This window comes from Panacagrimonas sp., assembly GCF_965216805.1.
GTDB lineage: Bacteria > Pseudomonadota > Gammaproteobacteria > Nevskiales > Nevskiaceae > Panacagrimonas.
This window is the reverse complement of record NZ_CBDCGN010000003.1, coordinates 978,428-992,680: the sequence shown is the minus strand read 5'-3', so window position 1 is coordinate 992,680 and position 14,253 is coordinate 978,428. Positions and strand designations below refer to the sequence as shown.

12 protein-coding genes are annotated in these 14,253 nt (G+C 67.2%); 8 read left to right on the top strand and 4 right to left on the bottom strand.

Features of this window, described 5'->3' with window-relative positions; translation table 11 throughout:
* Nucleotides 1–16 precede the first annotated feature (16 nt).
* Nucleotides 17–2,053, top strand: coding sequence for a methyl-accepting chemotaxis protein (locus ACOOHP_RS17590; RefSeq protein WP_420467790.1), 2,037 nt, complete (start codon nt 17–19; stop codon nt 2,051–2,053).
* A 128-nt stretch (nt 2,054–2,181) separates the two neighbouring features.
* Nucleotides 2,182–3,834 (top strand): phosphoenolpyruvate carboxykinase (ATP), encoded by a 1,653-nt coding sequence (locus ACOOHP_RS17585; protein WP_420467789.1) that lies wholly within the window; start codon nt 2,182–2,184, stop codon nt 3,832–3,834.
* A gap of 67 nt (nt 3,835–3,901) precedes the next feature.
* Here ACOOHP_RS17585 and ACOOHP_RS17580 read toward each other — a convergent pair whose 3' ends face one another.
* A complete protein-coding gene (locus ACOOHP_RS17580) occupies nt 3,902–4,888 on the bottom strand; it encodes an NADPH:quinone reductase (protein WP_420467788.1) in 987 nt (328 codons plus the stop codon).
* Between the two features lie 134 nt (nt 4,889–5,022).
* Between ACOOHP_RS17580 and ACOOHP_RS17575 the strand changes: the two genes are divergently transcribed.
* The 5 genes from ACOOHP_RS17575 (at nt 5,023) to ACOOHP_RS17555 (ending at nt 9,935) form a co-directional block, all read left to right on the top strand.
* On the top strand, nt 5,023–6,525 hold the full coding sequence (locus ACOOHP_RS17575) for a carotenoid oxygenase family protein (protein WP_420467787.1): 1,503 nt from the start codon (nt 5,023–5,025) through the stop codon (nt 6,523–6,525).
* A gap of 158 nt (nt 6,526–6,683) precedes the next feature.
* On the top strand, nt 6,684–7,427 hold the full coding sequence (locus tag ACOOHP_RS17570; protein ID WP_420467786.1) for a DUF502 domain-containing protein: 744 nt from the start codon (nt 6,684–6,686) through the stop codon (nt 7,425–7,427).
* A gap of 61 nt (nt 7,428–7,488) precedes the next feature.
* The gene (locus ACOOHP_RS17565) at nt 7,489–8,730 is read left to right on the top strand and encodes an MFS transporter (RefSeq protein ID WP_420467785.1); all 1,242 of its coding nucleotides are present in this window, start codon (nt 7,489–7,491) and stop codon (nt 8,728–8,730) included.
* Nucleotides 8,731–8,787: 57 nt separating this feature from the next.
* Entirely contained in the window at nt 8,788–9,261 is a 474-nt protein-coding gene (locus ACOOHP_RS17560; RefSeq protein ID WP_420467784.1) for a hotdog fold domain-containing protein, read from the top strand.
* Between the two features lie 98 nt (nt 9,262–9,359).
* The gene (locus ACOOHP_RS17555; RefSeq protein WP_420467783.1) at nt 9,360–9,935 is read left to right on the top strand and encodes an ACP phosphodiesterase; all 576 of its coding nucleotides are present in this window, start codon (nt 9,360–9,362) and stop codon (nt 9,933–9,935) included.
* Nucleotides 9,936–9,965: 30 nt separating this feature from the next.
* On the opposite strand, the gene ACOOHP_RS17550 is transcribed toward ACOOHP_RS17555, so the two are convergent.
* The 3 genes from ACOOHP_RS17550 to ACOOHP_RS17540 all read right to left on the bottom strand — a co-directional run bounded on the left by ACOOHP_RS17550 (nt 9,966) and on the right by ACOOHP_RS17540 (nt 12,109).
* Nucleotides 9,966–10,910 (bottom strand): acyltransferase, encoded by a 945-nt coding sequence (locus tag ACOOHP_RS17550; RefSeq protein WP_420467782.1) that lies wholly within the window; start codon nt 10,908–10,910, stop codon nt 9,966–9,968.
* Nucleotides 10,911–11,147: 237 nt separating this feature from the next.
* On the bottom strand, nt 11,148–11,588 hold the full coding sequence (locus tag ACOOHP_RS17545) for a YybH family protein (protein ID WP_420467781.1): 441 nt from the start codon (nt 11,586–11,588) through the stop codon (nt 11,148–11,150).
* Nucleotides 11,588–12,109 carry a protease complex subunit PrcB family protein gene (locus ACOOHP_RS17540; protein ID WP_420467780.1) on the bottom strand — a complete coding sequence of 174 codons (522 nt, stop codon included), beginning with the start codon at nt 12,107–12,109 and terminating at the stop codon, nt 11,588–11,590. The genes ACOOHP_RS17545 and ACOOHP_RS17540 overlap by 1 nt, the downstream gene beginning before the upstream one ends.
* Before the next feature lie 185 nt (nt 12,110–12,294).
* Between ACOOHP_RS17540 and ACOOHP_RS17535 the strand changes: the two genes are divergently transcribed.
* The gene (locus ACOOHP_RS17535; RefSeq protein ID WP_420467779.1) at nt 12,295–14,088 is read left to right on the top strand and encodes a GspE/PulE family protein; all 1,794 of its coding nucleotides are present in this window, start codon (nt 12,295–12,297) and stop codon (nt 14,086–14,088) included.
* Nucleotides 14,089–14,253 lie beyond the last annotated feature (165 nt).

The window sequence follows — 14,253 nt, the reverse complement described above, 5'->3', positions numbered from 1 at the left end:
ACAGAAGGGGGAAGGGATGGCTCAGGGGAAGTCGCGGTTCAGGTTCGACATCTTGCTGCTGCTGGTGGCGGTCATCGGCGTCGGCGTCGGCGGCGCGGGCCTCTACTACAACCAGACGCTGTCGGGCCGTCATGCAACCTGGATCACGGTGGTCAAGCAGCTGCAGACCGACGCGCTGGAGGTCAGCCGCGTGGCCGAGGACGTGGGCCGCGGCCTGACCCCGAACTTCCCGGTGCTGGTGGGCCAGTCCGAGAACTTCGCCGACACCGTACGCATCATGCGCGACGGCGATGTCGACTTCGAGATCGAACCGCTGCCCGCCGAAGTGAGCGACGAACTGGCGGCCGTGGAGCAAAGCTGGGCCACGATGCAGGAGTCGTTGAACCAGCTGATTGCGTCCGAGCCGGCGGTCAGCGCGGCCACCGGCAATCTCGGCACCCTGGATGCTGCCGGCGTCGAGCTGTTCGAAATCTATCGCACCGCCGCCGAGCGCCTGGCGGCCAGCGGCGCGTTCGCCGATCGTCAACTGCGGGCCGGCGAACAGATGGCCCGTGCCGAGCGCCTGCGCACGCTGTCCCGGCGCCTGCTGGGCGAGGGGCGCGATGCCGGCACGGTGGCGGCGGAGATCGGCGCCGAGATCGAGGCGCTGAGCCAGACTCACGCCAGCCTGGTTGGCGACGGCCCAGTCGGAAGCTTTCTGCAGGCGAACTCGGAGACGGTGGAGCGGGTGGTCACGGCGGGGGGAGCCATCGTTGCGGCCGGCCCCGAACTGGACCAGATGCAGGCCGCTGCAGGCGTTGTCCCCGGCAACAGCCGCGACCTGTATTCCACCGCGATCGGTCTGGAAGACGCGCTGCTGCCGCTGCAGGGCGAGGGCCAGATCCAGCAGACCGCGATCCTGCCCGCCCTGGGCGTCGCCGTGGTGTCCCTGCTGCTCTATGTGCTGATCAACATCGTGTCGGTACGCCGACGCATACGCGCGGCCGAAGAACGCGACCGGCGCCAGCAGGCGGCGATCCTGTCGCTGCTCGACGAGATCAGCGATCTGGCCGACGGCGATCTGACCGTGCGCGCCAACGTCACCGCGGATTTCACCGGCGCCATCGCCGACTCGGTGAACTCCACGGTGGAGACCCTGCGCAGCCTGGTCGGCACCATCAACGAAACCGCAGTGGAAATCAGCGCGGCGGCCACCGCCACCCAGGAAACCGCGGCGACCATGGAGGCGGCCTCCGAAAGCCAGGTGCAGGAAGTGGCGGAGATCGCCCAGCGCATGCAGCAAAGCTCGGATTCACTGACCGCGGTGGCCCAGCGCGCCGAGCAGCTCGCGGCGCAGGCGACCACTTCGGTCAACGTGGCGCACAGCGGCGCGTCCACCGTGGGCCGCACCATCCAGGGCATGGCGGCGCTGCGCGAGCAGATTCAGGACACCGCCAAGCGCATCAAGCGCCTGGGCGAGTCCTCGCAGGAAATCGGCAACATCATCGAGTTCATCAACGACATCGCCGAGCAGACCAACACCCTGGCGCTCAACGCCTCGATCCAGGCCGCCATGGCCGGCGAATCCGGGCGCGGCTTTGCGGTGGTGGCCGATGAGGTGCAGCGCCTGGCCGAACGTGCCGCCGCCACGCGCCAGATCGAAACCCTGGTCAAGACCATTCAGGCCGACACCAATGAGGCCATCGTGTCGATGGAGCGCTCCACCACCAACGTGGTGGCCGGCGCCCGCAGTGCCGAAGAGGCCGGCCAGGCCCTGACGCGCATCGAATCCAATTCCACCGACCTGTCCCGTTTCATCCAGGCCATCTCCGGCGAGGCCCGCAACGAGGCCGCGCAAGCCACCCATATCGCCGGGCAGATCCAGTCCATCCGCGAAACCGCGATCCAGACCGCGGCCTCGGCGCAGATCACCAGCGACGCGGTGGGTGAGCTCAATGCCCTGTCCACCAAGCTGCGCGAGTCGGTGGCCGGCTTCAAGCTGCCAGCCGACGTGTCGCTGGAAGGCGAGGACGAAAACCAGCCGGACCCGGCGTTCGCGCTGCCGCCGTCCTAGGATTGGCCCTGCGGCCGCGGCCGCAGGTCGCTTCGGCCAATCGCCGGTTTGAGGCTTGCCGGGGCCGGCAGGCGGCCACTATTCTTGCCGACCCCCGTCCACTCCACATCCCCTGAGGACCGCCACTCATGACCTACTCGGCCGATCTCGAAAAGCTCCTTGGACTCAAGGCGGTCAGCTACAACTACAACCTGAGCAAGCAAGAACTTTTCGCCGAGGCCATCGCCAACGATCGTGGCCGCGTGCGGCGTGACGGTCCTTCCGACGAGCAGAAAGCCTTCCCCACCAAGCTGGGCGTGAATGGGCCGCTGGTCTATTACACCGACCCCGACTGCACCGGCCGCCGCACCAAGGACACCTATGCGGTGAAATGGCCGGAGGTGGCGGACGAAATCTGGTTCAAGGCCGACCTGTCGCCCTATGAGCCCGGCGCCTATGAAGGTTTGCTGCAGCGGGTGATCCAGCATCTGAACGAAAAGAAGGCGTCGCTCTACGTCAAAGACGTCTTCATGGGCAGCGATCCCGACTTCGCGGTGCCGTATCGCTTCGTCGGCGAGTACGCCACCCACGCGATGTTCGTGCACAACATGTTTCCCAAGAACCTCGACGTGACCGACGCCGAGTCGCGTCGCTGGACCATGCTCAACGTGCCGAGCTTCGTCTGCGTGCCCGAACGCGACGGCTGTCGTGCCGAGGCCGCGGTCGTCATCGATGCCCGGAACCGCATCTGCCTGGTCGCCGGTCGCGCCGACTACTGCGGCGTGAACAAAAAGACCATCTTCACCGTAGGCAATTACCTGCTGCCCAAGCAGGGCCGTCTGTCCATGCACTGCTCGGCCAACGTCGGCGCACGCGACGATGCGGCGATCCTGTTCGGCCTGTCCGGCACCGGCAAGACCACCTTGTCGGCCGACGCCAGCCGCCGCCTGATCGGCGACGACGAGACCATCTGGTCCGACAACGGCCTGTGCAATCTCGAGGACGGCTGCTACGCCAAGCTCATCAACCTGGACAAGGATGCCGAGCCGGTCATCGCCGCGGCGCTGTCCAAGCCGGGCACCATCATCGAGAACGTGCCGCCGCTTCCCGGCAAGACGATGGAGGAATGCCATCCCGACGAACTCGATCTGAACGACGGCTCCATCGCCGAGAACACCCGCTTCAGCTATCCGCTGGAAGTGGTGCCCAATGTGATGCCCAACGCGCAGGGCCCGCATCCGCGAACCATCGTGCTGCTCACGGCCGACGCGTTCGGGGTGCTGCCGCCCGTGTCCATTTTGTCCGCCGAGGACGTGATGTATCACTTCGTCTCCGGCTTCACCGCACGCGTGGCCGGCACCGAAGTGGGCGTGACCGAACCGCAGCCCACCTTCAGCGCCTGCTTCGGCGGCCCCTTCATGGCGCAGAAACCTAACGTCTACGCCAAGCTGCTCGGCGAGAAAATGCAGAAACACAAGGCGCGCTGCATTCTGCTCAACACCGGCTGGAGCGGCGGGCCCTACGGCACCGGCAAGCGCATGAGCATCAAGCTCACCCGCACCCTGCTCAATGCCGCGCTCGACGGCAAGCTCGACGACGTCGACACCGAGACCTTGCCGATCCTGAATCTCACCATACCCAAGGCCTGCCCCGGCATCGACGACCCCACCGTGCTCAATCCGCGTGCAACCTGGACGGACAAGGACGCCTACGACGCCACCGCCACCAAGCTGCGCGACATGTTCCGCGCCAACTTCGACAAGAAGGGTTTCGCCAGCTTCGGTATCGAAGCGCGGATCTGATCGGATCGGGTCACCAACCGGAAGCCGGCCCTGCGCCGGCTTGCCTTGCCGCGGGGGATCCGACCGGTCAGTCGATCTCCACCACCACATTGCCCTGTGCCTGCCCGCTTTCCACCCGTTCGTGGGCCTCGGCGATGCGCGCCAGCGGATAGCGCTCGGCGACGTTGTGCTGCAGCCGGCCGGCGGCCAGCAGTTCGTTCACCTCGGCCAGCTCGCGGACGCGATCGTCGGGCTTGAGGTTGTAGACGATGAAGAAGCGCAACTGCACGTTCTTCATGATGCCCTGGACGAAGGGCACCGCCACCTCGGGCACATTGCTGCCGTAAACCACGATGTCGCCGTTGGCGCGCAGCAGCGCAAAGTCCAGCGCCACGTTGGCGGAAAAATCGACCTCGATCACGCGATCCACGCCGGCTCCGGCGGTGAGCTCCAACACGCGCGCCGCCACGTCCTCGCGCCGGTAATCGATGACCGCATCGGCACCCGCCGCCAGCGCCAGTTGTGCCTTGGCCGGACTGCTCACGGTGGCGATGACTTTCGCCGCACCCCGGAAGCGGGCGAGCTGGACCGCGTAATGCCCGACCGCTCCCGCGCCGCCGGCCACCAGCACCGTCTTGGCGGCGACCCCGCCGTCCATGACCACGGCGTGATAAGCGGTGAGCGCAGGGATGCCCAGGCAGGCGCCTGCAGCAAAGTCGATCTTGTCCGGCAACGCCACCGCCTGCGCCGACGGCAGCGTCACGAACTCCGCCGCGGTGCCCTGCGCCCGGCCCCAGGCGGCATTCCACGTCCACACGCGCTGACCGATGCGCGCCGCGTCCACACCCGCGCCGACGGCATCGATGATCCCCGCGCCATCGCTGTGCGGGACGATCTGCGGAAATGCCAGCACCCGGGTGCGGGTGCCGGCGCGCGTCTTGACGTCGGAAGGATTCACCCCGGAGGCCGCCAGCCGCACGCGTACTTCGCCCGGTCCGGGCTGCGGCGTCGGCCATTGCAGAATCTGCAGCACTTCGCGGGCGGGTCCCACTCGATCGTAAACGGCAGCGCGCACGGGTTTCCTCTTCATTGCGACGGGGGCGGCCCGAGACTAGCAGAGCAGGTCCGGCACCCGAATCCTGACCGCCCCGTAGAATTGACCACCCACAGCAGGAGGACCTCGATGTCCGCGTGCAACCGGAGCGCCGCATGAGCGCGCGCATGACCCACAGGGTGCGCAGCAGCCTGCAGCCCTGCGAGCATCCTTATCTCAGCGGGGCGTGGACACCGGTGTTCGAGGAGTGGCTGGACGACGACTGCCCGGTCACCGGCGAGATTCCGCGCGACCTCGATGGCGTGTACCTGCGCAACACCGAAAATCCGGTGCAGCAGCCGCTGGGCCGCTACCACCCCTTCGACGGCGACGGCATGCTGTGCGGCCTGCGCCTGCACAACGGCTGCGCCGCGTTTCGCAATCGCTTTGTGCGCACCCGCGGCTTCGTCAACGAACAGGACGTGGGGCGCGCGCTGTGGTCGGGCATCGCCGAGATGCCGCCTTTGTCGGACCGTCCCGGCTGGGGCGCGCACGGCGCGCTCAAGGATGCGTCCAGCACCGATGTGTGCGTCTTCGGCGGCCGCGCCTATACCAGCTTCTACCAATGCGGCGAGCTGTACGGCTGCGACCCGGTCAGCCTGGAGCCCTCGGGCGCGGTGGGCTGGGGCGGTGCGTTTCCGCGCGCGGGCATCTCCGCACACGCCCTGCCCGATCCGCAGACCGAAGAGTTGTTGTGGTTCAGCTATTCGCGCGAGGCACCGTTCATGCACTGCGGTGCCACCTCGCTGGGCGGCGAGGTCACCCATCAGCGCGAGGTCCCGCTACCGGGCCCGCGCCTGCCGCACGCCATGATGTTCACGCCGCGCTGGTACGTGCTCAATGACTTCCCGCTGTTCTGGGACGCCGAACTGCTGCAACGCAAGCTGTTCGCGGCGCGTCTGCACGACCTGCCCTCGCGCTTCGCACTGGTGCCGCGAGCATCGGCTCCGCACGGCGGCCGGGCCGACGACATCCGCTGGTTCGAAGCCTCGCCCACCTACGTGCTGCACTACGTCCAGGCGCGCGAGGAGGGCGACGAGGTGATCCTGGACGGCTATCGCCAGCGGTGTCCCTCGCCGCCGCCGCTGGCCGGCGCGCCGCGCGAACACGCACGCATGATGGCGTTCCTGGATCTGCATTCGCTGCAGCCGCAACTGTGGCGCTGGCGCTTCAATCTGCGCACCGGCCAGACCCGGGAGGGCGCGCTGGACGACGCCGTCTGCGAGTTCGGTTGCGTGCACGTCGCACATCCGCAGCAGGCCGCTCGCTACGTCTACAGCATGCTGGGCGAGCCGGGCTGGTTTCTGTTCAACGGGCTGGACAAGCTGGACCTGCGCAGCGGAACGCGCGAGACCCTGGCGTTCGGTCCCGGCGTGTTCGGCAGCGAAGTCCGCTTCGTGCCGCGTCGGGCCGCACGGTCCGAGGACGACGGCTGGCTGATCACGCTGGTCACCGACGTCAATCGCAATCTGTCTGAAGGCCGCATCTACGCGGCGCAGAACCTGCGCGCCGGCCCGTTGGCGCGTATCCGCCTGCCGCTACGGATTCCCAGCGGAACGCATGCCTGCTGGGCGGACGCGGCGGCCCTGCAGGTCCCCGCACCGAACGCAAGATTCTGAACGCAGGCGCGCTCGCACAGGTCTACAGAGCCCCTCCAGGATCGCCGGGCTGAACGGTTTTGCGGTTTCCAGCGCGCGCGCAGCGCTCCCGATAACATCGCCGCCAGAGGGCAGCCACAGGCCCCGATCCCTCGATCACCGCCCGGCACCGTTCATAGATGAAAAACAAGCGCACCCTGTTGCGACACCTCGGCGACTGGCGCCGTCTCACGCGCACTTTTCTGACCGGCCTGTTCGTGCTGCTGCCGATCATGGTGACACTGGCCATCGTGATGTGGCTGATCGGCCTGGCCGAAACGGTGCTCGGCAGCTTCATCCGCGTGCTGCTACCGGGCGAGCTTTACCTGCCGGGCATGGGTCTAGTGGTATCGCTGCTGGTGATCCTGCTGGTGGGCCTGCTGATGCAGGCAATCTTCTTCCGCGAGCTGGTGACCTGGCTGGAGGATCAGCTCGAGCGCATCCCGCTGATCAAGACGGTGTACAGCGCGGTCAAGGACCTCACCGGCTTCTTCTCACGCGCCGGTGGCGGCGCCCGACGCTTCGGCCAGGTGGTGCTGGTGCAGATGCCGGGCGTACCGATCCGCATGCTCGGCTTCGTGACGCTGGAGGACCTGCACGGGACCGGTCTGGAACCGCCATCGGGAGAAGAGGCCGTCGCGGTGTACCTGCCCATGAGCTACCAGATCGGCGGCTACACGGTGCTGCTGCCGCGCGGCTATCTCACCCAGGTGGACATGGGCATGGAAGAGGCCATGCGCTTTCTGATCACAGCCGGTATGTCGCGCTCGCCGGACGCCGGCAACGGCAACGGCAACGCCCAGGAGCCCGGCGCCAAGGCCGCGACGGCACCGGCACTGGCGCCCGGCACCACGGTCAAGCCGGAGCCGCCGCCAGGCGCATGAGCGCGCCCATCCGATGGACCGGAGCGACGATGCAAGCTCCGCCGACCTTCAGGGCGCGTCGGTGAATCCCGCCTGCAAGCTCGGCTTGCTGGCCAGCCTGTATCTGGCGCAGGGCCTGCCATTCGGGTTCTTCACCCAGGCGCTGCCGGTTCTGCTGCGCGAACGCGGCCTGTCGCTGGCCGCCATCGGCGCCACTGGCCTGTTGTTCCTGCCGTGGGCGCTGAAATTCCTGTGGGCACCCGTGGTGGATCACACCGGCACGCGCAAAGCCTGGCTGCTCGGTCTGCAGGGGCTGACGGTGCTGGTGGCACTGGCGCTGACGGCAGTGGATCTGGATTCGGGCCTGGTCGCGATCTTCATTGCGCTGGTGCTCTTCAATCTGCTCGCGGCCACCCAGGACGTAGCCACCGACGGTCTGGCCGTGCGCCTGTTGTCGCCGACGGAACGTGGACTCGGCAACGGCATCCAGGTGGGCGCGTACCGCATCGGCATGATCCTCGGCGGTGGCCTGCTGCTGTGGGTGTTCGCCAAAGGCGGCTGGTCGACGATGTTCCTGGCCATGGCCGGCATCCTGGCGCTGACCTGCCTGCCGGTGCTGTTCCTGCCGCGCGTCGATGGCGGTGCCGAACCCGCCCCGGATCGCCACTCCGGAGCGCGCCTGCTGATGGCTTGGAGCGAGCGCCTGCGGGTACCCGGTGTGCTCGGCTTCGTGATGTTGATCTGCATGTACAAGTTCGGCGACGCCATGGCCTCGTCGCTGGTCGGCCCGTTCATGCATGACGCGGGCCTGAGCAAGGAAGAGATCGCAGTCGTCAAGGGCACCATCGGGTCGACCATGGGACTGGCCGGCGCCGCGCTGGGAGGATGGATGGCCTGGTACTTCGGCCGTCGTCCGGCGCTGATCGCCTGCGGCGTGCTGCAGACCGCCAGCCTGCTGCTGTACGTGGCTTGCGCGCTGGAGCCCGGCGACCGCCATCTGATCTACGCCGCCAGCACCGCCGAACACCTGCTCGGCGGCATGGCCACAGTGGCCTTGTTCACCCTGATGATGGACGCCTCCGACCCCGCGCACGCCGGCACCGACTACACCCTGCTGGCCTGCGCCATCGTGCTGGCCGGTGGGTTGTCCGGCCTGGCCGGCGGGGTGGTCGGTGATCTGGCCGGTTATGTCGGCGCCTTCGCCCTGGCGTTCCTGCTGTCGGGTCTGGGGTGTCTGGCCCTGGTGCTGGCGGTCGACCGCGGCGCCGGGCCGCAACGCCTGACGGCCGTGTGGCCGCAGCGGCGCGCCCGAGGGTCAAGGTGAGCTTCATGGAGCGGTGCTAGCGTCGTCGATCCTGCCATCTCCCCGGACCCTGCCGTCATGAGCGATCGCAAGCTGGCCCTGCAAAGCTGGAACCGCCTGTCGTCATTGCCGCTGGGCGCGGCGGCATGGTCGAAGATGGTGTCGGCACGAGCGCCCTATTTCCGCAGCATCTCGCCGCGCATGGTCGAACTGGCGCCCGGCCGCTGCATCGCCGAAATGAAAAAGCGCTGGCGCATCGCCAACCATCTCGGCACCGTGCATGCCATCGCCATGTGCAACCTCGCCGAATTCGCTGGTGGCCTGATGACCGAAGTCAGCGTGCCGCCCGGCCATCGCTGGATTCCCAAGGGCATGACGGTGGAATACCTGCACAAGGCGCAGACCGACCTGCGTGCGGTGTGCGTGTGCGACCCGCTACCCGAATTCGGCGCCGAAAGCTTCGAATGGCCGGTGACGGTGGACGTGCAGGACCGCGGTGGCCTCACGGTGTTTCGCGCGGTGATCCGCATGTGGATCAGCAGGAAGCAGTGATGGGCGATGGGTGACGGGACCGGATGCGGGACCGTGATCCATCGTGCGGACTGCCCTGCGACGCCGGCCCGACAAGAATCACCGATCTCCGCGCATCGATGAATTTCCTCGCCCACCTGTGGCTGGCCGACCGCACGCAGACCTCGCTGGCCGGCAGCGTACTCGGCGACGTCGTGCGCGGCGCCGACCTGTCGGCCTATCCGCCGGATATCGCGCTGGGCATCCGCCTGCACCGTCGCGTGGACGCCACCACCGACCGCCATCCGGCGATGGTGGAAGCGCGTTCGCGCTTTGCGCCGGGCGCGCGCCGCTACGCGGGCATCGTGCTGGATCTGGCGGCCGACCACGCGCTGGCCACCGCCTGGCCGCGTCTGCATTCCGAGCCGCTGGCACCATTCGCGCAGCGCTGCGGCAGCGCGATGGCCGCGGCGGCCCCCTGGTTCGTGCTGGGCGGCAGTCGCCGGCCCGACGCGCAGGGTTTCGCCGAACTGCTGCAGTCCTACGCAACCCCTTCCGGCATCGTGCTCGCGGTGCGGCGGGTCGCCGCGCGCTTGCGCGATCCGCAGGGTCTGATCGATGCATCGACGCAGTGGCCGGAGGTTTCGGCGACGCTGGATGCGCAGCTCGAGCCGCTGTTGCAAGACCTGATCGCGGCGATGCGGCGTCCCGTCTGATCCCGCCTGCGGGGCATCGGATGCGGTCGGCTAGGACGTCGCTGCGGCGCCCGCGCCCCCCGGCAGCGGCGGCTCCAGCATCAGCGAGATGCGTCGATCCTTTTCTTTCCACAGGTCGCCGATCCAGAATTGGAAGCGCTTGCGAAAATCCGGGTCTTCCTCGTAACGACCTGCCGCCAGCCCTTCCAGCAGGCCCTCCGGCAAACTCAGCGGACGCACATCCACGATGACCCGGCGCACCTTGCCGCTGAGAAATTCCCAGAAACCGACCGCGCCGCCGGGGTAGGCGATGGTGACGTCAAGCAAACCATGAAGCTTGTCGCCCATGGCCTCCAGCGCAAACGCGAAGCCGCCGGCCTTGGGGCGCAGCAGGTGGCGGTAGGGCGACTTCTGGTTGGCCTGCTTGGTGGGGGTGAACCGCGTGCCTTCGAGAAAGTTCAGGATCAGAACCGGCTGGTTGCGGAATTTTTCGCAGGCCTTGCGGGTGACCTCCAGATCCTTGCCCTTGAGCGCGGGATTTTTCTTGATCTGATCCGGGGTGGAGCGATGCATGAACGGGTAGTCCAGGCCCCACCAGGCCAGGCCCAGCACCGGCACCCAGATCAGTTCCTTCTTGAGAAAGAACTTGAAGAAGGGCGCGCGCCGACCGAACGCGCGCATCAGCACGAAGATGTCGTTCCAGGTCTGGTGATTGGAGCAGACCAGGTACTGCCGCCTGGCATCGAGCTCGCCGCTGACGCGGATATCCCACTCGATGCGCTGGAACAGCGTCGACAGACGCACGTTGACCTGCGACCAGTTCTGCGCGATGGCCGAGGCCAGGCGCGACAGCGCGTCGCGCAAACCCGACTTGGCGGGCGTGAGCAACTTGAGCAGAAACACCACGTACAGCGGAGTTGCCCAGAACACCGTGTTGACGATCAGCAGGATCGCCATGACAGCGCCCTGCAGCGCGCCCGGCAAGGGATGCAGCATGGATGGATACTCCCCCGTATTAAGCCGGCGCCGGTCGGCTGCCGATCGATGAGCCTTGCAACTCTAAGAACCTGTCCAAAAACCGTAGCGAGCGAAGGTAGTTCGCGTTCGGCGGAGCGCAGGAAGCGGAGCGTACATAGAAGTGCGTGAGCATTTCGAGCACCGTACGGACGCGAAATGCCGAGCGCAGTAGGTTTTGGGACAGGTTCTGAGGTTGCCGCTGCCGCAGTTGATTAGTCAGGGACCGGCGGCTTCTTCGTGCGCCGACCAGTGCAGATGCACGATCACCCAGCGATCGCCGTCGCGACGCAGGATGGCGGTCTCGGCGCCGTTGAGCCGCAACGGCGGGTCCTGTGCCAGGGCGACGGTGGTCTGCGTGCTCGACACCACCCAGGCCACATCGCCCAACTGGCGCGATTCGCGGCGCAGCAGCTTGCGTTGGGTATCGGCCGCAAACGCAACCGCCGGCCCGAGCTGGTTGCGCATCCAGTCGGCACGCGAAAGCTCGGCGAAGCCCTGCTCGTAGATCAGTGCCTCCGGCGCCAGCAGCGCCACCGCACGGTCGGGTTGACGGTCGCGCAAGGCGGCGTGAAAGGCATCCACGGTCTGGGCAGGTGTCGCGGCCGCGGCCAGCGAGGAGACGAACAGCAGCAGCGCCGCCAGCATCAAGGCGCGCATCAGGCGCCACCCAGCCGCGTCATCGCGCGCACGCGTCCGGTCTGATCCACCAGCTCGATGCGCTCGTAGGCCCCGCCGGGAATGCTCACTGCCACGCAGGGACTGCTGGGTTCGCTGCCGGCCCAACGACCCTGCTGCGGTTCGAAGAAGGTCGCACGCAGGCGCAGCGTGTCGCCCTGCAACGCCGCCTCGCGGCTCACCGCCAGCCCGTAGCCGCTGTTGGGGCGCTGTCCGAACTCGACGACCGCGTAAGCGGTTTCGGGCAGCGACTTGGCGGAATTGCGGACCCATTCGAAGCCCCGGCCGGAGGCCAGCGCCTGCATGGCCGCGACATTGCCCAGAACGGCCAACTCGATTTCGTCGGTGACCGAATGGCAGACGTTGGCGCGTGCCACCTCTTCCACCTGCACCAGGTTTTCGGCCTTGGAGAACCAGTCGGAGGTATCGGGCAGACGCACCCACGCCGGTTTGGCACAGGCCCCGAGGAGACTGGCGGCGATGATCGGGATGAGGAATCGCATGGGGGCGGCAACTCGAATGCAAGGTGATGCGCAGGCGATGCGCTGCGGCGGTGATGCGCGCCGTCGGCAAGCAACTGCCGGCCACGACGCGCTGCCGCATTATCCACGGCGGAGCCGACGATGCCCACGGCTCGGCCCCAGACGCCGACGTTCGAGCCAGCCTGGCGCGGTGGTAGCCTTCGACCATGGCCATCGCATCCGCATCTCCCGGCGTCGAGCGTCGTCTGAACCTGCAGGAGCTGGTGGAAGGCCTGTTGCACGACGGCCTGATCGACGTCGCCCAGGGCCGCGAGCTGCAGGTCAAGCTCGCCGGCTTGCGCGAAAAGCCGCGACATCCGCTGTCGCTGCTGGCGCAGCAGGAATGGCCGGACCCGCGACGTGCGGGCGCGCGCCTGAGCATGGACGCGCTGCTGCAATGGCTGGCCGCCAGACACCAGATAGGCTGGATACGCATCGATCCATTGGCCATCGACGTCGCCAAGGTGACTTCGGTGATGCCCTACGCCTATGCCTCGCGCATCCGTGTGCTGCCAGTGAAGGTATCGCCCACGGAGATCGTCGTCGCCACCGCCGAGCCTCTGGAGCGCGAGTGGGAAACCGAACTCGCGCGCATCGTGCCGCAATCGATCAAGCGCGTGCTGGCCAGCCCCGACGACATCGAGCGCTACCTGGTGGAGTTCTACGCCCTGTCGCGTTCGGTCAAGGCCAGCAACGAAGAGCGCCGCGCAGTCGCGCCCAGCGGCATGCAGAACCTGGAACAGCTCATGGAGCTGGGCCGGCGCGGCAAGCTCACGGCCGACGACCAGCACGTGGTCGCCATCGTCGACTGGCTGCTCAGCTACGCGTTCGAGTCGCGCGCATCCGACATCCATCTGGAGCCGCGGCGCGAAACCGGCCAGGTGCGATTCCGCATCGACGGCGTGCTGCACGAGGTCTACCAGATGCCGACCCCGGTCATGGTGGCGGTGAGCAGTCGCATAAAAATTCTGGCGCGCATGGACGTAGCGGAAAAGCGCAAGCCGCAGGACGGCCGCATCAAGACGCGTTCGCCCGAGGGCAAGGAAATCGAGCTTCGCGGCTCCAGCCTGCCCACCGCCTTTGGCGAAAAGATGGTGCTGCGCATCTTCGATCCCGAAGTGCTGCTGCGCGATTTTTCTGCGCTGGGTTTCTCCGCCGAAGATTCGCAGCGCTGGAACGACATGATCCGCCAGCCGCACGGCATCATCCTGGTCACCGGCCCCACCGGCTCGGGAAAGACCACCACGCTGTACTCCAGCCTCAAGCAGCTCGCCACGCCGGAGGTCAACGTCTGCACCATCGAAGACCCCATCGAACTGGTGGAGCCGGCGTTCAACCAGATGCAGGTGCATACCGCCATCGACCTGACCTTTGCCAACGGCGTGCGCGCGCTGCTGCGCCAGGACCCGGACATCATCATGATTGGCGAGATCCGCGATCTGGAAACCGCCGAGAACGCGGTGCAGGCCGCGCTCACCGGACACCTGGTGCTGTCCACCCTGCACACCAACGATGCGCCCAGCGCGGTCACGCGCCTGCTTGACCTCGGCGTGCCGCCCTACCTGATCAAGGCCACGCTGCTCGGCGTGGTGGCGCAACGCCTGGTGCGACGCCTGTGCCCGCACTGCAAGATGCCCGCTACGGTTGATCCGGAAGCCTGGAACGAACTGGTCGGCGAGGCTAAAAATCTGTCGCCGCCAACTGAAATCCGCCAGGCCGTGGGTTGCCTGGAATGCCGCGAGACCGGCTATCTCAGTCGCCTGGGCCTGTACGAGATCATGCCGTTGAGCCTGGGCCTGAAACGCCTCATCGACCGCCAGGGCGACATCGCCGATCTGCGCCGCCAGGCCATTCGCGAAGGCATGGTGCCGCTGCGCGTCGCCGGCGCGCACAAGATCGCCGCAGGGCAGACCGATGCCTACGAGGTACTCAGTTCCACGCCGGTGGTGGCTAACGACTGAGCACCCGCTGCGGACTTGAGCGAAAGTAATTTCGGTTTTGCTGCATCCGGAGTCCGGTTCAGCGCGTACGCCTCATGCCCTCGATTTAGGGCCACCGGTTCAGAGTTCGCGCCAGGCGCGGGGATTGTTACAGTGCCCCCGGAGCAACACCCTCGCCGCGACGCA

Coding starts and splice junctions, on each gene's coding strand:
- ACOOHP_RS17590 (WP_420467790.1), top strand. CDS start 17: ATGGCTCAGGGGAAGTCGCGGTTCAGGTTCGACATCTTGCTGCTGCTG.
- ACOOHP_RS17585 (WP_420467789.1), top strand. CDS start 2,182: ATGACCTACTCGGCCGATCTCGAAAAGCTCCTTGGACTCAAGGCGGTC.
- ACOOHP_RS17575 (WP_420467787.1), top strand. CDS start 5,023: ATGAGCGCGCGCATGACCCACAGGGTGCGCAGCAGCCTGCAGCCCTGC.
- ACOOHP_RS17570 (WP_420467786.1), top strand. CDS start 6,684: ATGAAAAACAAGCGCACCCTGTTGCGACACCTCGGCGACTGGCGCCGT.
- ACOOHP_RS17560 (WP_420467784.1), top strand. CDS start 8,788: ATGAGCGATCGCAAGCTGGCCCTGCAAAGCTGGAACCGCCTGTCGTCA.
- ACOOHP_RS17555 (WP_420467783.1), top strand. CDS start 9,360: ATGAATTTCCTCGCCCACCTGTGGCTGGCCGACCGCACGCAGACCTCG.
- ACOOHP_RS17550 (WP_420467782.1), bottom strand. CDS start 10,910: ATGCTGCATCCCTTGCCGGGCGCGCTGCAGGGCGCTGTCATGGCGATC.
- ACOOHP_RS17545 (WP_420467781.1), bottom strand. CDS start 11,588: ATGCGCGCCTTGATGCTGGCGGCGCTGCTGCTGTTCGTCTCCTCGCTG.
- ACOOHP_RS17540 (WP_420467780.1), bottom strand. CDS start 12,109: ATGCGATTCCTCATCCCGATCATCGCCGCCAGTCTCCTCGGGGCCTGT.
- ACOOHP_RS17535 (WP_420467779.1), top strand. CDS start 12,295: ATGGCCATCGCATCCGCATCTCCCGGCGTCGAGCGTCGTCTGAACCTG.